Source organism: Pseudomonas brenneri (genome assembly GCF_007858285.1).
Taxonomy (GTDB): domain Bacteria; phylum Pseudomonadota; class Gammaproteobacteria; order Pseudomonadales; family Pseudomonadaceae; genus Aquipseudomonas; species Aquipseudomonas brenneri.
On sequence record NZ_VFIL01000002.1, the window covers coordinates 199745 to 217965 of the forward strand.

At 60.3% G+C, this 18221-nt stretch carries 14 protein-coding genes and 1 riboswitch; of the genes, 9 read left to right on the plus strand and 5 right to left on the minus strand.

The genetic code is table 11. The features are described 5' to 3' along the window. Positions 1-90 precede the first annotated feature (90 nt). Positions 91-909 carry a M48 family metallopeptidase gene (locus FJD34_RS04235; protein WP_032860061.1) on the plus strand — a complete coding sequence of 273 codons (819 nt, stop codon included), beginning with the start codon at positions 91-93 and terminating at the stop codon, positions 907-909. A 127-nt stretch (positions 910-1036) separates the two neighbouring features. Here the strand turns inward: FJD34_RS04235 and FJD34_RS04240 are convergent, their stop codons facing one another. The 3 genes from FJD34_RS04240 to FJD34_RS04250 form a co-directional block, all read right to left on the minus strand. Further along, the gene (locus FJD34_RS04240) at positions 1037-1621 is read right to left on the minus strand and encodes a TMEM165/GDT1 family protein (protein ID WP_032860060.1); all 585 of its coding nucleotides are present in this window, start codon (positions 1619-1621) and stop codon (positions 1037-1039) included. A gap of 88 nt (positions 1622-1709) precedes the next feature. After that, positions 1710-1831, minus strand: a riboswitch (yybP-ykoY riboswitch). 50 nt (positions 1832-1881) lie between these two features. Continuing rightward, complete coding sequence (locus tag FJD34_RS04245) at positions 1882-2880, minus strand: class I SAM-dependent methyltransferase (protein WP_090292021.1); 999 nt, start codon at positions 2878-2880, stop codon at positions 1882-1884. A gap of 31 nt (positions 2881-2911) precedes the next feature. Then, the gene (locus FJD34_RS04250; RefSeq protein ID WP_090292019.1) at positions 2912-3877 is read right to left on the minus strand and encodes a 2-hydroxyacid dehydrogenase; all 966 of its coding nucleotides are present in this window, start codon (positions 3875-3877) and stop codon (positions 2912-2914) included. Positions 3878-3961: 84 nt separating this feature from the next. Between FJD34_RS04250 and FJD34_RS04255 the strand changes: the two genes are divergently transcribed. The 8 genes from FJD34_RS04255 (at position 3962) to FJD34_RS04290 (ending at position 16907) form a co-directional block, all read left to right on the plus strand. After that, positions 3962-4591, plus strand: a complete 630-nt coding sequence (locus FJD34_RS04255; RefSeq protein WP_032860057.1) for a LysE family translocator — start codon at positions 3962-3964, stop codon at positions 4589-4591. Between the two features lie 146 nt (positions 4592-4737). Then, positions 4738-6420, plus strand: coding sequence for a fatty acid--CoA ligase (locus tag FJD34_RS04260; protein WP_032860056.1), 1683 nt, complete (start codon positions 4738-4740; stop codon positions 6418-6420). A gap of 335 nt (positions 6421-6755) precedes the next feature. After that, the gene (locus FJD34_RS04265; RefSeq protein ID WP_032860055.1) at positions 6756-8648 is read left to right on the plus strand and encodes a DUF1302 domain-containing protein; all 1893 of its coding nucleotides are present in this window, start codon (positions 6756-6758) and stop codon (positions 8646-8648) included. A 28-nt stretch (positions 8649-8676) separates the two neighbouring features. Further along, entirely contained in the window at positions 8677-10041 is a 1365-nt protein-coding gene (locus FJD34_RS04270) for a DUF1329 domain-containing protein (protein WP_029297800.1), read from the plus strand. A 277-nt stretch (positions 10042-10318) separates the two neighbouring features. Then, positions 10319-13057 (plus strand): LuxR C-terminal-related transcriptional regulator, encoded by a 2739-nt coding sequence (locus FJD34_RS04275; RefSeq protein WP_090292017.1) that lies wholly within the window; start codon positions 10319-10321, stop codon positions 13055-13057. 72 nt (positions 13058-13129) lie between these two features. Further along, positions 13130-15319, plus strand: a complete 2190-nt coding sequence (locus tag FJD34_RS04280; RefSeq protein ID WP_065944197.1) for an OsmC domain/YcaO domain-containing protein — start codon at positions 13130-13132, stop codon at positions 15317-15319. 12 nt (positions 15320-15331) lie between these two features. Further along, positions 15332-15976, plus strand: coding sequence for an MBL fold metallo-hydrolase (locus FJD34_RS04285; RefSeq protein ID WP_090292014.1), 645 nt, complete (start codon positions 15332-15334; stop codon positions 15974-15976). A gap of 166 nt (positions 15977-16142) precedes the next feature. After that, positions 16143-16907, plus strand: coding sequence for an OmpA family lipoprotein (locus FJD34_RS04290; protein ID WP_032860051.1), 765 nt, complete (start codon positions 16143-16145; stop codon positions 16905-16907). A 68-nt stretch (positions 16908-16975) separates the two neighbouring features. Here the strand turns inward: FJD34_RS04290 and FJD34_RS04295 are convergent, their stop codons facing one another. Both FJD34_RS04295 and FJD34_RS04300 read right to left on the minus strand, forming a co-directional pair. Beyond that, entirely contained in the window at positions 16976-17557 is a 582-nt protein-coding gene (locus FJD34_RS04295) for a BON domain-containing protein (RefSeq protein WP_032860050.1), read from the minus strand. Then, positions 17554-18147 carry a phosphoheptose isomerase gene (locus FJD34_RS04300; RefSeq protein ID WP_003171862.1) on the minus strand — a complete coding sequence of 198 codons (594 nt, stop codon included), beginning with the start codon at positions 18145-18147 and terminating at the stop codon, positions 17554-17556. The genes FJD34_RS04295 and FJD34_RS04300 overlap by 4 nt, the downstream gene beginning before the upstream one ends. Between the last annotated feature and the right edge of the window lie 74 nt (positions 18148-18221).

The following is an 18221-nucleotide window of genomic DNA, read 5'->3' on the forward strand; positions in this document are numbered from 1 at the left end:
TCGGAAATTTAGCGGTTAAGCGTCAGGTGTATCTGGCGCCGATACATGGGAGGGCCTACGATACGCGCCATGTTTTCAGGGAGAATGTGCATGAAAAAATCATTGGTGGTCACGGCATTGAGCGCAGCCTTGCTGCTCGCCGGTTGCCAGTCCGTCAACACCACCAGCGGCGGTGCCGTGGGTGTGGAGCGCAAGCAGTACATGTTCAGCATGCTGTCGAGCCAGGAAGTCGACCAGATGTACGCGCAGTCGTACCAGCAGACCCTGGGTGAAGCCAGTGGCAAGGGGTTGGTGGACAAGACCAGCGCCAACGCCAAGCGCGTACAGGCCATCGCCAAGCGCCTGATCGCCCAGGCACCGACCTTCCGTCCGGATGCGGCGCAGTGGAAGTGGGAAGTGAACCTGATCAAAAGCGACGAGATGAACGCCAACTGCGGGCCTGGTGGCAAGATCTTCGTCTACAGCGGGTTGATCGAAAACCTCAAGTTGACCGACGACGAATTGGCCGCGGTCATGGGGCATGAAATCGCCCACGCCTTGCGCGAGCACGGCCGCGAAGCCATGTCCAAGGCCTACGGTATCGAAATGGCCAAGCAGGGCGCCGGTGCGTTGCTGGGGCTTGGGCAGGACAGCATGGCGCTGGCCGACACCGTGGCCAACTACGGCATGACCTTGCCCAACAGCCGCAGCAATGAGAACGAAGCCGACCTGATTGGCCTGGAACTGTCGGCCCGCGCCGGTTATGACCCGAACGCTGCGATTACGCTGTGGAACAAAATGGCCAAGGCTTCCGAAGGCGCACCGCCTGAGTTCATGAGCACTCACCCGGCCTCCAGCAGTCGGATTGCCTCGTTGCAGGCGGCGATTCCCAAGGTGATGCCGCTTTACCAACAGGCCAAGAAGTCCTGATAGCTCGGACTGTGTGAAACGCCAAATGTGGGAGCTGGCTTGCCTGCGATAGCGGTGTATCAGTTACATATTTATCAACTGAGCCACTGTTATCGCGGGCAAGCCCGCTCCCACACAAGCCCGCAGGTCAGATCCAGCCGCTGCTTTGCATGGCCTTGTACACCGCTACCAGCGCCAGGATGAAGAACGCCGAGGCCGCCAGGCGACGGATCAGGGTCAGAGGCAGTTTCTCTGCCGCGAAATTCCCCGCCAGAACCACCGGCACGTTGGCAATCAGCATGCCTAGGGTGGTGCCGATAATCACCAACCACAACTCCGGATATTGCGCCGCCAGCATCACTGTGGCGATCTGCGTCTTGTCGCCGATTTCAGCGATGAAGAATGCAATCAGGGTGGTCAGGAACGGCCCGAACTTGCGTGAAGTGCTGGCCTCGTCATCGTCGAGCTTGTCCGGCACCAGGGTCCACAGAGCCGTGGCGCAGAAGCTTGCGGCGAGGATCCAGTGCAGCACCGCCTCCGAGAAGAAACTGCCAAACCAGGCACCCACGGCGCCGGCGGCGGCGTGGTTGGCCAGGGTCGCGGCGATGATGCCGGCGATGATCGGCCAGGGTTTGCGAAAGCGGGCGGCGAGAATAAGCGCGAGCAGTTGTGTCTTGTCGCCAATTTCGGCCAAGGCAACGATTGCGGTAGGAACGAGAAGTGAATCCAGCATCAGGTAGGTTTCCAGGGGCGGGTCGACACGGCTATGACACGTACAGCCTTCCCGCCCCGGGTAAGGTGTGCGTGTCATAGGTCTTGTCAAACCCCGGTCCGTCTGTGCGGACTCCTGGGTCGCATACGCCATGGTCTGCTGACCAAGTATGTTGACGTATGCCGGACGAGCATGTTGCTCGTGGGAGACTACTCCCCTAGGACGGAGCGGATTCTGCCTTGGCAAAATCCATTCGGCAAGCCTTCTTTTTCAAACACCCGTCAGCCGCGCTTGGCCCGGTAGATACGAAACCCCTGGCCTTCGGCCTTGATCGCACACACGCCCAGGTGTTCTTCGATCAGTGGCTGGTACTTCAGGAAGCTATTGGCGACTAGCCGAAGTTCGCCGCCATTTTTCAGATGTTGGCGTGCTTTTCGCAGCAGGTTTTCCGTTGCGAAATAATCCGTATGCACCCCGACATGGAACGGCGGGTTGCTCAAGATCGCATCCAGCCCCATGGGCGCGGCGTCGATGCCATCACCGGTCAGCACTTCGCCTTCCAGGCCATTGGCCTCCAGGGTCAGGCGACTGCTGGCGGTGGCGAAGGCGTCCACATCAAGCAGGGTCACGGTGTTGTGCGGGTAGCGCCGCTTGACCGCCGCGCCCAGCACGCCGGCGCCACAGCCGAAGTCCAGCAGATGACCGCTGGGCAGTTTGTCCAGGTGCTCCAGCAACAGCGCGGTACCGCGATCCAGGCGGCCATGGCTGAACACGCCTGGCAGGCTGACGACCTTGAGCGGCCCGTCGGCCAGTGGCACCTCAAATACCTCGGCCAGGCTCGCAAGGTCTGGCGCCACCGGGGCGTTGGCCACGGTGGTCAGCCACAACTGGCAGTGTCGCGCGTTGTCGAGTTTGCGTGGCTTGCCAAAAGCGTTCAGTTGCTTGGCGGCGCTTTCAATGCCGCCGCGCTTTTCGCCGACCAGGTACAGCTCGGCGCCCGGCAGGCGCGCGGCCACGGCCTTGAGGATGTAGTCAGCCAGGTCCTTGGACTTGGGCAGGAACACCACCGCCGTGTCGAATGGACGCTGCGGCACATTCACCCCGAAATGGCTGCGCTCGGTAAACCGCGCATCCAGCGCTGCCTGATCGCCGGCATGCCAGCACCAGCCGTGGGCATTGGGCAGGCGGCCAAGCAGGTCATCGGCGGGCAGGCCAGCCAGCAACACGTTGCCTTGAAAAAGTTCGGCCTGACGAAGCAGTACTTCACTGCGCGGATCCATGGTCTGCTCCCTGAAAAAGGAGCGCAGTTTATCAACTGACGACGCGCTGCGGTGCGCCGCTGAAAAAGCCCCGGGCGTTTTCGGTCAATTGGCCGACGATCCGTTGCCGTGCTTCGCGGCTGCCCCAGGCACTGTGTGGCGTGATGATCAGCCGTGGGATGTCGCCGGCCAGCAGCGGGTTGCCGGTAGTCGGCGGTTCGACGCTCAGCACATCGGTGGCCGCGCCACCCAGATGACCGCCGCGCAAGGCGTCTGCCAAGGCTTGTTCATCGATCAGGCCACCGCGTGCGGTGTTGATCACGAACGCGTCTGGCTTGAGCAGCGCCAACTCGCGGGCACCGATGAAGTGGCGCGTGTGCTCGTTGAGCGGGCAATGCAGGGTCAGGGCGTCGATCTGCGGCAGCAGTTCGTCCAATGGCACTCGGTCTGCACGCGCCGGGCGGCCGGGGATTGCGCCCAGCAGCACGCGCATGCCAAAGGCTTCGGCCAGGCGTGCGACGGCGCCGCCCAGTTCGCCATGGCCCAGCAGCCCGAGGGTTTTGCCTTGCAGTTCGACAATCGGGTAATCCAGCAGGCAGAACTGCTTGGCTTGCTGCCACAGGCCGGCGTCGACGTCTTTTTGATAGTCCTTCAGGCGTGTGGCGAGGTTGAGCAACAGCATGATCGTGTGCTGCGCCACCGACGGCGTGCCGTAGCCCTGGCAGTTACTGACGGTAATGCCTTGGGCGCGGGCAGCGGCCAGGTCGACGTTGTTGGTGCCGGTGGCGGCGATCAGGATCAGCTTCAGGTCGGGGCAGGCGGCCAGGGTCTGGGCGTTGAGCAGGATCTTGTTACTGATAGCTACCTGAGCGCCTTGCAGGCGCTCGACCACCTGATCCGCCGAGGTCTGCTCGCACAGCTGCAAGTCGCTGAAAACTTCCTGCAGCTCGCTGAGGTCAAGGTCCCCCTGGTCCAGGGAAGGGTGATCAAGGAAGACGGCGCGGCGATTGTTCGTCATCAACTGTACCTTTTGCGACAGGGTTCGAAGGCGTAATCTGCCGAGCCTACCAGATGAAATAATCAGTTACTTCTTGGAGTGTGCATGTACCTCACCGAGTTTTTGACCGTGGCGTTGATTCACCTGCTGGCCGTGGCCAGTCCCGGGCCGGACTTTGCCGTGGTGGTCCGCGAGAGCGTGACCCATGGCCGGCGCGCAGGCACCTGGACAGCACTGGGCGTTGGTTCGGCGATTTTCCTCCACGTCGGCTACTCTTTGCTCGGTATCGGCTTGATCGTGTCCCAGTCCATCGTGCTGTTCAACGCCCTGAAATGGGCGGCCGCGGCCTACCTGTTGTACATCGGCTTCAAGGCCCTGCGTGCGCAACCGGCCAAGCCTGCCAGTGAAGAAGACCTGCACCGCGAAGTGGGCGAGCGCAGTGCCCGCGGCGCTTTTACCTCGGGCTTTGTGACCAATGGCTTGAACCCCAAGGCCACGCTGTTCTTCCTGTCGCTGTTCACCGTGGTGATCAACCCCCACACGCCGCTGGCGATCCAGGCGGGTTATGGCGTGTACCTGGCCGTGGCCACCGCCCTGTGGTTTTGCATGGTGGCCATGCTGTTCAGCCAACAGCGCGTGCGCGCCGGCTTTGCGCGCATGGGCCATTGGTTTGATCGGAGCATGGGCGCGGTGCTGATTGCCATCGGTGTGAAAGTGGCTCTCACCGAGCGCTAGGCACGCCATTCGTGAATGAATGCTGGCGCAAAGCTAGCATTCATTGTGCGCTGCAAATCATTCCTTCGGCTGATTTGGCAGGCGCGCAAGGTCTCTACAGTGCAAATCCTTTAGCCAAGACCGTGCAGTCATAAAAAGGGATTCGTATGTTGCAGACTCGTGTTATCCCGCCCGCCGAAGGCGCCTACCAATACCCGCTGTTGATCAAGCGCCTGTTGATGTCGGGCGCCCGCTACGAGAAAACCCGGGAAATCGTCTACCGCGACAAGCTGCGCTACACCTACCCAACCCTGATCGAGCGCGTTGCCCGCCTGGCCAATGTGCTGACCGCAGCCGGGGTCAAGGCCGGTGATACCGTGGCCGTGATGGACTGGGACAGCCACCGTTACCTGGAGTGCATGTTCGCCATCCCGATGATTGGCGCGGTGATCCACACCATCAACGTGCGCCTGTCGCCGGAGCAGATCCTCTACACGATGAATCACGCCGAGGACCGCTTTGTGCTGGTCAACAGCGAGTTCGTCGGCCTGTACCAGGCCATTGCCGGGCAGTTGACCACGGTCGACAAGACCCTGCTGTTGACCGATGGCGACGAAAAAACCGCTGACCTGCCGAACCTGGTGGGTGAGTACGAAACCCTGTTGGCCGCCGCCAGTACTCAGTACACCTTCGAGGACTTCGATGAGCATTCGGTAGCCACTACCTTCTACACCACCGGCACCACCGGTAACCCCAAGGGTGTGTATTTCACCCACCGTCAACTGGTGCTGCACACCATCGGCGTGGCGACCATCATGGGCAGCATCGACAGCGTGCGCCTGCTCGGCACCAACGATGTGTACATGCCGATCACGCCGATGTTTCACGTGCACGCCTGGGGCTTGCCGTATGTGGCGACCATGCTCGGCCTGAAGCAGGTCTATCCCGGCCGTTACGACCCGGAATACCTGGTGGAGCTGTGGCGCAAGGAGAAGGTGACGTTCTCCCACTGCGTGCCGACCATCCTGCAGATGCTGCTTAACGCCAAGGCCGCCCAGGGCGTGGACTTTGGCGGCTGGAAGATCGTGATCGGCGGCAGCGCCCTCAACCGTTCGCTGTATGAAGCGGCCAAGGCCCGTGGTATCCAATTGACGGCAGCCTACGGCATGTCCGAGACCGGGCCGCTGGTGTCCTGTGCCCACCTCAATGAAGAACTGCTGGCCGGCAGCGAAGACGAGCGCACCACCTACCGGATCAAGGCCGGTGTGCCCGGGCCGTTGGTGGAAGCTGCGATTGTCGACGCTGACGGCAACTTCCTCCCGGCCGATGGCGAGTCCCAGGGCGAACTGGTGCTACGCGCACCGTGGCTCAGCGAGGGTTATTTCAACGAACCGCAGAAGGGCGCCGAACTCTGGGAAGGCGGTTGGATGCACACCGGCGACGTGGCCACCCTGGATGCCTTCGGCGTGATCGATATTCGCGACCGCATCAAGGATGTGATCAAGACCGGCGGTGAGTGGATCTCGTCCCTGGCCCTCGAAGACCTGGTCAGTCGTCACCCGGCGGTACGCGAAGTAGCGGTGGTCGGGATTGCCGACCCGCAGTGGGGCGAGCGCCCGTTTGCCCTGTTGGTGGTGCGCGAGGGCCACGGGATTGGCGCGCGTGAACTCAAGGAACACCTCAAGCCGTATGTCGAGCAGGGCCACCTGAGCAAGTGGGCGATTCCAAGTCAGATTGCCATTGTTACGGAAATTCCCAAGACCAGTGTCGGCAAACTCGACAAGAAACGTATCCGTATCGACATCATTGAATGGCAGGCCAATAACAGCACCTTCCTCTCCACGCTTTGACCCCTTTCGCCGTGCCCGCCCGGGCACGGCAATGCTCTATTACAAGCCTTCGCCTTGTCATTTGGCAAATTTCAGCCATCCTCTTTCGCGTCAGCTCTCGCTGACATGGCGAAAGGGCTGTTGCAGACGGGTTGGTGATGCAAATCACACTTTAGAGGGATCAAGCGATACCCCCTGCTGGCTATAGTCCCTCCCAGAGTTTTTCAAGAATGTGGCGCTGCGGTCCTGGGTGGTCCGGCGGTTGTCTGGCATTGGAATCGTTGTATTCCGGCTGTTACAAGCATGTTTGAAAAGGCTCACTGCCATAACAATAAAATGCACATGGAGTAGCGTCGATGACCTCAGTAAATCAGTTCTGGCGCCGGGCGAGATTACCCCTGGCGGTCAGTCTTGCCTCGACCCTCGCCGGGCCCGCATTCGGCGTCAGTTTCAACATCGGTGAGGTCGAAGGCAGCTTCGACTCGTCCCTGTCGGTGGGGGCCAGCTGGAGTACGGCCAAGCCCGATCGCGACCTGATTGGTGTCAACAACGGTGGCAAGGGGTTGTCTCAGACCTCTGACGACGGTCACTTGAACTTCAAGCGTGGGGAAACGTTCTCGAAGATCTTCAAGGGTATCCATGACCTGGAACTGAAGTACGGCGATACCGGTGTGTTTGTACGTGGCAAGTATTGGTATGACTTTGAACTCAAGGATGAAAGCCGCGAGTTCAAGGACATCAGCGACCACAACCGCAAAGAGGGCGCCAAGTCTTCTGGCGGGCAGATCCTCGATGCGTTCATCTACCACAACTACTCCATTGCCGATGCGCCGGGTTCGGTGCGGTTCGGTAAGCAGGTTGTGAGCTGGGGTGAAAGTACGTTCATTGGCGGTGGTATCAACTCCGTCAACCCGATCGACGTGTCTGCGTTCCGTCGTCCGGGCGCCGAAATCAAGGAAGGCCTGATTCCGGTCAACATGTTCTACGTGTCTCAATCCTTGACCGATAACCTGTCGGCAGAAGCCTTCTACCAGTTGGAATGGGACCAGACGGTTACCGACAACTGCGGGACGTTCTTCTCCCAGCCGGATGTGGTGTCCGATGGCTGCAGCGACAACCTGCGCCTGCTGGCCAAGCGTTCGACCATTGCTGCAACGGCCCCAGGTCGTGGTGCATTGGCGGTATTTGATCGCATGGGCATGGACATTAACAATGAGGGCACACTGGTTCGCCGTGGCCCCGACCGGGATGCACGCGACAGCGGCCAATTCGGCGCGGCGATGCACTACAACTTCGAGCCGCTGGATACCGAGTTCGGCGCTTATTTCATGAACTACCACAGCCGGGCGCCGATCTTCAGCGCGACGGCTGCGCCAGCCTCAGCTTATGCAATGGCACCTAACTTTGGTCAGTTGGCGCCAGTGTTCATTGCGGGTAATTCCAAGTACTTCATCGAGTACCCGGAAGACATTCGTCTGTATGGCTTGAGCTTCTCCACGACGTTACCTACCGGCACCGCATGGAGCGGTGAAGTCAGCTATCGCCCGAATGCTCCGGTACAGCTCAATACCACCGATATCTTGTACTCCGCCGTTAAGCCTTTGAAGGGTCTTTACGATAATGCATCGCTGCTCAATGGCGTTCCTGGGCAGGACATGCATGGTTATCGCCGTAAGGAAATCACCCAGTTCCAGACCACACTGACCCATTTCTTCGATCAGGTGATGGGCGCCAGTCGTCTGACCGTGGTGGGTGAAGTCGGGGTGACTCACGTGGGCGGGCTTGAGAGCTCATCGAAGATTCGTTATGGCCGTGACCCGGTTTATGGTCCAGGCGCACTGCCTAATACCGGCTCTGCGAATACCTGTTCGCAAATCTTGAACACGGGCACCATCGGTGGCGCGGGTCCGGGAACAGACGCCAGTAATCTGTCCAAAAACTGCAACAACGACGGCTTCACCACCTCCACATCCTGGGGCTACCGTGGCCGCGCTATCTGGGAATACCCGGATGTGTTCGCCGGTGTAAACCTCAAGCCTAGTGTGGCCTGGTCCCATGACGTGAGCGGTTACTCGCCAGGTCCTGGCGGCAACTTCGAAGAAGGTCGCAAAGCGGTGAGCCTGGGGCTGGACGCGGAATACCAGAACACCTACACCGCGAGCCTGGCCTACACCAACTTCTTTGGTGGCGACTACAACACCTCGGTTGACCGCGATTTCGTGGCCCTGAGTTTCGGCGCGAACTTCTAAGCACACTGCATTTCAGGAAGACCAGAACATGAAAATAACCAAAAGTCTGTTGCACGTGGGTGTGCTGGGACTGTCGATCATGGCCAGCAGCGTCATGGCGGCCGTCTCGGCGGATGAAGCCGCCAAGCTGGGAACCACGCTGACCCCGATGGGCGCGGAAATGGCCGGCAACGCTGCCGGCACCATCCCCGCCTGGAAAGCCCTGCCAACCAACGCGGGCGCCGTGGATGCCAAGGGCTTCCTGGCCAACCCCTATGCCAGCGAGCAGCCGCAGTTCACCATCACCGCGCAGAACGTCGAGCAGTACAAAGACAAGTTGGCGCCGGGGCAGTACGCGATGTTCAAGCGCTACCCTGAAACCTTCAAGATGCCGGTGTACACCACCCATCGCGGCGCCACTGTGCCGGCCGAAGTGTTCGCCTCCATCAAGAAAAACGCCACCAGCACCAACCTGGTAGGTGGCGGTAACGGCCTGGAAAACTTCGAGACCGCGATTCCGTTCCCGATCCCGAAAAGTGGGGTCGAGGTGATCTGGAACCACATCACCCGTTATCGTGGTGGCAGCGTGACGCGCCTGGTGACCCAGGCCACGCCACAGGCCAACGGCTCGTACAGCCTGGTGTACTTCCAGGATCAGTTTGTGTTCCGCGACAAGATGAAGGACTACGATCCGGCCAATCCGGGCAACATCCTGTTCTACTTCAAGCAGCAAGTGACTGCACCGGCGCGCCTGGCCGGTGGTGTGCTGCTGGTACACGAGACCCTGGACCAGGTGAAGGAACCGCGCGCGGCGTGGGTCTACAACGCCGGTCAGCGCCGTGTGCGTCGGGCGCCGCAAGTGTCCTATGACGGGCCGGGTACTGCTGCCGATGGCCTGCGTACCTCCGATAACCTCGACATGTACAACGGCGCGCCGGATCGCTACGACTGGAAGCTGGAAGGCAAGAAGGAAATCTACATCGCGTCCAACAGCTACAAGCTCGACGATCCGAAGCTCAAGTACGCCGACATCATCAAGGCCGGCCACATCAACCAGGACCTGGCACGCTATGAACTGCGCCGCGTCTGGCACGTGGTCGCAACCCTGAAGGAAGGCCAGCGCCATATCTACGCCAAGCGTGACTTCTATATCGACGAAGACACCTGGCAAGCAGCCGTGATCGACCACTACGACGGTCGTGGCCAGCTGTGGCGTGTGGCTGAAGCCCATGGCGAGAACTACTACGACAAGCAAGTGCCGTGGTACGCCCTGGAAACCCTCTACGACCTGCAGTCCGGCCGCTACCTGGCACTGGGCATGAAGAACGAAGAGAAAAAGGCCTATGACTTCGGCTTCACCGCCACCACCAAAGACTTCACGCCAGCGGCCCTGCGCCAGGAAGGCGTGCGCTAACCAGCGGTAAACAAGTCCGCACCTGTGGGGGCGGGCTTGTGTGGGAGCGGGCTTGCTCGCGATAGCGGTGGTTCAGTCAATTCACCAGTGACTGACACACTGCTATCGCGAGCAAGCCCGCTCCCACATTTGTTTTCGGCTACCCGGAAAATGGTTGGTTATTTTTTGTTGTAGTCTTTTTCAGACAAATGTTGCAAAGATCTACAAAGCTGCCGCTTTTAACGCTAGTCTGCCGACATCTGCAATGCCGACCACAGCCTATTACAAGAGCCCGGCGATGACTGATCTGTCCCGAATCCAAGGGCCTGCCAGCACGGTAATCCCCACGCTGGAAGGGCGCTTCTATCGACCCCCGCTACCCGACGGCTATGTGCTGCGCCCGCGCCTGTGTGAGCGTATGAGCGCGGGCCTGGAGGGCCGTTTGCTGTTGGTCAGCGCGCCGGCCGGGTTTGGCAAGAGTTCGCTGGCGGTGGAGTTCTGCCAAAGCCTGCCTGACCACTGGCAAAGCCTGTGGTTGGGCCTCAGTTCGCGGGACAGTGATCCGGGGCGCTTCCTTGAGCGTTTGCTGGAGGGTTTGCAGCAGTACTTCCCGCAGGTCGGCAACCAGGCCCTGGGCTTGTTGAAAATGCGCCAGCGCCATCAGCCATTTGCCTTTGAAGAATGGCTCGATGGCTTGCTCGATGAATTGACTGTCCATCTGTCTACACGCACGCCGTTGTTACTGGTGCTGGATGACTACCATCTGGCCCAGGGTCCGGTGCTGGATCGCTGCCTGCAATTTTTTCTCAATCATCTGCCCGATGGCCTGTTGGTGCTGGTCACCAGCCGCCAGCGTCCCGACTGGCATTTGGCGCGGCTGCGCCTATCGCGGCATTTGCTGGAGTTGCATGAGCAGGACCTGCGCCTGACCAACGATGAATCCTTGGCCTTGCTCGACCGCCATAGCAGCTCGTTGCGCGGTGAAGCGCTGGACAACCTGATCCGCCGTAGCGAAGGCTGGGTGGCCGGCCTGCGTTTTTGGTTGTTGGCGGCCTCCGAAGCCGGCAGCGAGGCCGACCTGCCCCAAGGCCTGCATGGTGGGGAAGGGCTGATCCGTGACTATCTGCTGGAAGAGGTGATCGACTGCCTGCCGCCAGAGGTCCAGGCCTTCCTCTATGACACCGCTTCCCAGGAGCGTTTTTGCAGCGAGCTGTGCGACGCCGTGCGTGAGGCCCATGACAGCGCGGAAATCCTGCGCTACTTGCAAGCCCACCAAGTATTCCTGGTGCCGCTGGACGAGCAGGGCCACTGGTATCGCTATCACCACCTGTTTTCCGATTTGCTGCGCACCCGGCGTTCACCGAACGCGATGCTGCCGGCCGCCAGCCTGCACTTGCGCGCCTGTCGCTGGTTCAATGCCCAGGGTTTGCTTGATGAGGCGGTGGAGCAGGCCCTGCGCGCGGGGCATCTGGATGTGGCGGCGAACCTGGTGCAGAACCTGTCCGAAGAGCAATTGTTGGCCGAGCAGAACGTCGGCATGCTCCTGCGCTGGAAGATGGACCTGCCCGATAGCCTGTTGATCAGCACGCCACGCTTGATCGTGCTTTATAGCTGGGCGTTGGGGCTGGCCTGTCAGTTGGACGCAGCAGAGGAGTTGTCCAGCCACCTCAGTCGCTTCCTGCCGGCACCGTCGGCCACGGCGCAGAAGTCGATGCTGGCCCAGTGGCTGGCCCTCAGCGGCATCATTGCCCGTGGCCGCGGCAATCGCGAGTTGACCCAGCTGTATTGCAGCGAAGCCCTGGAAAGCCTGCCGCACAAGCGTTACGGCCAGCGCTTGATGTGCCTGTCGACCTTGTCGAACCTGGCCATCGTCGATGCCGACCTTTGGCGCGCGCGTGGCTTGAATCGTGAATCCCTGGAGCTGGCGCAACGTGTTGGCAACCCGCTGTTCGAGGCCCTGGCCCATTACGACCGGGCGCGCGTGCTGCAGGCGCGCGGGGAAATCCTGCGTTCCCTGGATGAGGTGCGCGAGGGCCTGCAACGCTTGCAGGGCCTGGCGCCTCAACGCCTGTATGCGGTGCGCGCACGCCTGTCATTGTATGAAGGGTTCCTGCTGCTGATGCGTTGCCAGCCGGAAACCGGCCTGTTGCGTTTGCGTACGGGGTTGGCTGAAGCCCGTGCCTGCCGAGATATCAGCGTGTTGATCGGGCACTGTGTCATTGCCAACTTTGAAGGGCGCCGTGGCGACTTTCCCAAGGCTTTTGCCGAGCTGGCCGAAGCCGAGCGGCTGATGCACATCTGGGACGTGCCGCCGATCTACTACCTGGCCATGATTACCCTGATCAAATGCGAGTTGTGGCTGGCCCAGGGGCGTACCGACCTGGCCGATGCCTGGCTGGCCCGCCTGGGGCAAACCTATAACGGCGAGCAGGCAGCGGCCGCCCCGGAGTTTCACCCACATCTGCCGCAACATATCGAACTGCAACAGGCGGCCCTGGAGGCCATTCGTGGTCAGTCCGAAAGCGCCCTGCGTCGGCTCGATGCGCTCGCCCGGCAGGCTGAAGACAAGGGCCAGCAGATGATCGCGGTGATGGCCCTGAACCAACACGTCCTGTTGTTGCTGGATGACGGTCAGGCAGCGTCAGCCCGGCCGGTTTTTGCCCGGGCCCGGCAAATGGCGAGCGGCGGCGCGTTGCAACCCTTCCAGCGCCTGTTGGAGCGTTATCCCGACTGGGTGCGCGAGCAACTGGGCCAGGCGCCGAGTGACTTGCTGCGGCAAAGCCTGTGGGCCCTGCTGCCGGCGGTTGCCCCGCGCGAGCCGGTCGAAACCAGCCACTCCAGCGAAACCTTGAGCGCCCGTGAGTTGGCGGTGCTGCAGTTGATCGCCCAAGGCTGCTCCAACCAGGAAATCAGCAACCAGCTGTTTATCTCGCTGCACACCGTTAAGACCCACGCCAGTCATATCAACAGCAAACTGGGGGTCGAGCGCCGCACCCAGGCGGTCGCGCGGGCGCAAGAGATGGGGTTGTTAGGGTAAGGGGGAGACTTGCGCCGCAAAAGCCGGATAATGGCGGCCAATTCGTTTGCTCCGCTATTCTGGTAATCCCGCATGGAAATCAAGGTCAATTTTCTCGACAACCTCCGGCTTGAAGCCAAGTTCGATGACTTCACCGTGGTGGCCGACCAGCCGATTCGCTACAAGGGCGATGGCTCGGCCCCCGGTCCGTTCGACTACTTCCTGGCTTCGTCGGCGTTGTGTGCGGCTTACTTTGTGAAGTTGTATTGCAGCACGCGCAACATCCCCACGGATAATATCCGTCTGTCACAGAACAACATTGTCGACCCGGAAAACCGCTACAACCAGATCTTCAAGATCCAGGTCGAGTTGCCTGCGGATATTTCCGACAAGGATCGCCAAGGTATCCTGCGCTCCATCGACCGCTGTACGGTCAAGAAGGTCGTACAGGCCGGGCCTGAGTTTGTCATCGAAGAGGTGGAAAACCTCGACGCCGATGCCCAGGCGTTGCTGATGCCGGCTTCTGCTTCGGACGCGGGCACTTATATCGCGGGCAAGGACCTGCCGCTGGAGCAGACCATCGCCAACATGTCGGCGATTCTCGCGGGCCTGGGCATGAAGATTGAGATCGCCTCGTGGCGCAATATCGTGCCCAATGTCTGGTCGCTGCATATCCGCGATGCCCATTCGCCGATGTGCTTTACCAACGGCAAGGGCGCGACCAAGGAAGGCGCACTGGCGTCGGCCCTGGGCGAGTTTATCGAACGCCTGAACTGCAACTTCTTCTACAACGACCAGTTCTGGGGCGAAGACATCGCCAACGCGGCGTTTGTGCATTATCCGGACGAGCGCTGGTTCAAGCCGGGCCGCAAAGATGCGCTGCCGACTGAGATCCTCGACGAGTACTGCCTGAAGATCTACAACCGTGATGGCGAATTGCGTGGTTCGCACCTGATCGACACCAACTCTGGCAATGAAGAGCGCGGCATTGTTTCGCTTCCGTTTGTGCGCCAGTCGGATGGCGAGGTGGTGTATTTCCCCTCAAACCTGATCGAAAACCTGTACCTGAGCAACGGCATGAGTGCCGGTAACACCCTGGCGGAAGCCCAGGTGCAGTGCCTGTCGGAGATCTTCGAGCGCGCGGTGAAACGCGAAATCATCGAAGGCGAATTTGCCCTGCCGGATGTACCGGCCCACGTGCTGGCCAAATACCCAGGCATCCTCGCCGGTATCCAGGCCCTGGAAGAACAGGGGTTTCCGGTGCTGGTCAAGGACGCCTCCCTGGGCGGTGAATTCCCGGTAATGTGCGTGACCCTGATGAACCCGCGCACCGGTGGTGTGTTTGCCTCGTTCGGTGCCCACCCAAGCCTGGAAGTGGCGCTGGAGCGCAGCTTGACCGAGCTGCTCCAAGGCCGCAGTTTCGAAGGCCTGAACGACTTGCCGCAGCCGACCTTTGAAGGCCATGCGGTGACTGAACCGAATAACTTTGTCGAACACTTCATCGACTCCAGTGGCGTGGTGTCGTGGCGCTTCTTCAGTGCCAAGTCCGATTACGAATTCGTGGAATGGGACTTCTCCGGCCAGGGCGAAGACTCCAACGCCGAGGAAGCCGCGACCTTGTTCGGCATTCTCGAAGGCATGGGCAAGCAGGTCTACATGGCGGTCTACGAACATATCGGCGCCAAGGCCTGCCGCATCCTGGTGCCGGACTATTCGGAAATCTATCCGGTTGACGACCTGATCTGGGATAACACCAACAAGGCGTTGTTCTTCCGCGCCGATATCCTCAACCTGCACAGCCTGGATGAGGACGGCCTGCAAGCGCTGGTCGAGCGCCTGGTGGAAAGCGAACTGGATGACTACACCGATATCACCACCCTGATCGGTATCGAGTTCGACGACAACACCGCATGGGGGCAGTTGACCATCCTGGAGTTGAAGCTGCTGATCTATCTCGCCTTGCAGCAGTTTGAAGAGGCGAAAGAGGCGGTGGAGATGTTCCTGCAGTACAACGACAACACCGTCGAACGCGGCCTGTTCTACCAGGCGGTGAATGCGGTGCTGGAGATGCAACTGGACGAGGACCTGGAATTGGAAGACTACGAGGCTAACTTGCGTCGCATGTTTGGCAATGAGCGCATGGATGCCGCCATCGGTTCGGTGGATGGCCGCGTGCGGTTCCATGGCTTGACGCCGACCAGCATGAAGCTCGAAGGCCTGGACCGACACCTGCGGTTGATCGACAGCTATAAAAAGCTGCACGCCGCTCGGGCTAATAGTTAGGACGGACCTCTTATGCACGCTGCAAAGCTCCAAGTGATTCGCGAGACATTTCCTGTCGGCCCTTTGCAGTGCAACTGCACGATCATCGGCGACCCGATCAGCAAGAAGGCCATCGTGGTCGATCCGGGTGGCAACCATGAATTGATCCTGGCGCGGCTCGACGCGCTGGGCTTGAAGGTGGTGAGCATCATTCATACCCATGCGCATCTGGATCACTTCCTGGCTTCCGGCCAATTGAAGGAGAAGACCGGTGCCACGCTGCACCTGCACAAGGAAGATCAGTTCCTGTGGGATAACCTGGAGATGCAATGCCAGATGTTCGGCGTGCCCTACACGCCGGTGCCGTCGCCGGATCGCTGGCTGGCCGATGATGAAGAGTTGGCGTGTGGCTGCGGGGTGGCCTTGCACACACCCGGGCATACACCGGGCTCCATGAGTTTCTGGTTTGCCGATGCCAAGCTGCTGATCGCCGGGGATACCTTGTTCCGGCGCGGGGTAGGGCGTACGGATTTGTGGGGCGGCGACCAGGCGACCATCGTTCGCTCGATCCAGCAGCGCCTGTATACCCTGGATGAGGACGCGACCGTGGTGACGGGGCATGGTCCGGATACGCGACTGGGGGATGAAATGCGCGAAAATCCGTTTGTCAGGGCCTGATATGGCGAGGCTCTGCTAGTGTTCAGGTAAGCGCACCGGTCTCCATCTTTTGTTACAGGGCAGAGGCCGGGCATGGAATTTTTGTCGTTTGTCGCGTTCCAAGCTCGGCACAGGTCCATTGCCAATGTCCTCTGCATCACAGAATGCAAAAGTAGGAGCTTCCTTCATGTTCACTTCGCGTCGTCTGCTTGTTGTTGCTACAGCGGTAGCCCTGTTGTCGGGCTGTGCTTCCCCTAACCCTTACGATGGCAGCCAGGGGCAGGCGGACAGCGGTTCACAAGGCATGAGCAAAACCGCCAAGTACGGCGGCCTCGGCGCGCTGGCTGGCGCGTTGGCTGGTGCGGCCATTGGCCATGATAATCGTGGCAAGGGCGCGCTGATCGGCGCAGCGGTGGCCGGTATCGGTGCCGCAGGTTATGGCTATTACGCCGACCAGCAGGAAAAGAAATTGCGTGAAAGCATGGCCAATACCGGTGTCGAGGTGCAGCGCCAGGGTGACCAGATCAAGTTGATCATGCCGGGTAACATCACCTTCGCGACCAACTCCGATGCAATTGCCAGCAGCTTCTACTCCCCGCTGAATAACTTGGCCAACTCGCTCAAGCAGTTCAACCAGAACACCATTCAGATTGTCGGCTACACCGACAGCACCGGCAGTCGCCAGCTCAACATGGACCTGTCCCAGCGTCGTGCGCAAAGCGTGGCCAATTACCTGACATCCCAAGGTGTGAGTCCGACCAACCTGACCACCCGCGGTGCCGGCCCGGATAACCCGATTGCCAGCAACGCCGACGTCAACGGCCGCGCACAGAACCGTCGCGTCGAGGTCAACCTCGGCCCGATCCCTGGTCAGCAATATGGTCAGCCTGCACAGCAGCAACAGCAGCAGAACAACCAGTTCCAGGGCAATCCATACCAGCAGTACCAGTAACCGCCAGCCATTAAAAAGGGCGCCGTGCAGTCAATGCGCGGCGCCCTTTTTTGTGGCTGGTGATTACATCAGTCGATGTATTCGAACAGCTTGACGATTTTCTGTACGCCGGACACACCCTGCACCAGGTTGGTTGCGCGAGTGGCTTCCTGTTGAGTCAACAGTCCCATCAGGTAGACGATACCGTTATCAGTCACGACTTTGATCCGAGAGCCGGGAATCGCGCTGTCGGTCAACATCTGCGCCTTGATCTTGGTGGTCAGCACCGCATCGTTGCTGATTGCCAGCAGCGTGATCGGCTGCGTGACCTGCAATTCGTTGTGGACCTTCTTGACCCGTTGCACAGTTGCGGCGGCTTGTTCGGCCTGGGTCTTGAGGTCGGCGCGCGGGGTTTGCCCGGCGAGCAGCACGATGCCGTTGAAGCTGGTCACGACGATACGCGATGCGCCGTTGCCCAGGTCGGGTGCGGCCTTGGCGACGTTGACGCCGACCTTGGTTTCGATCAGCGAGTCATCGATCTTGCTACCAAAGGTGCGCGTGCCCCGGTCGTCCTGGATCGGTGTGTCGCGGGTCGCGGTGATGGCCGAGGTGCAGCCGCTGATACCGAGGCACAGCGTGATGGCCAAAAGGCTGAGGCGGTTAACGGTCATTCTTCACTCCCGAACAGTTGGCTGTCGATCAGATCGCACAGGCAGTGGATCGTCAGCAGATGGACTTCCTGAATACGTGCAGTGACATTGGCCGGGACGCGGATCTCCACGTCTTCGGGCAGCAGCAGCGAGGCCATGCCGCCACCGTCGCGGCCGGTCAATGCTACGACAATCATTTCGCGATCATGTGCGGCCTGGATCGCTTGAATAATGTTCGCCGAGTTGCCGCTGGTGGAAATAGCCAGCAGCACATCGCCCGGTTGGCCGAGGGCACGGATTTGTTTGGAAAAGATTTCGTTGTAGCTGTAGTCGTTGGCGATCGAGGTGATCGTCGACGAATCGGTGGTCAAGGCGATGGCCGGCAGGCTCGGCCGCTCGCGCTCAAAGCGGTTGAGCAGCTCGGAGGAAAAGTGCTGGGCGTCGCCGGCCGAACCACCGTTGCCACACGAAAGCATTTTGCCTTCGTTGAGCAGGGCGTTGACCATGACCTGGCTGGCTTGCTCGATGTGCGGTGCAAGTACGTCCATCGCCTGTTGCTTGGTATCGATACTGGCCTGGAAAAGCTGGCGAATTCGGGATTGCATGTCCATCTGTGTGACCTTAAGTAGCGCGGCTGTATGGCACACGAATGTGCAGCCCGCAAAGCAAAGAGCAAAAGTGTGCG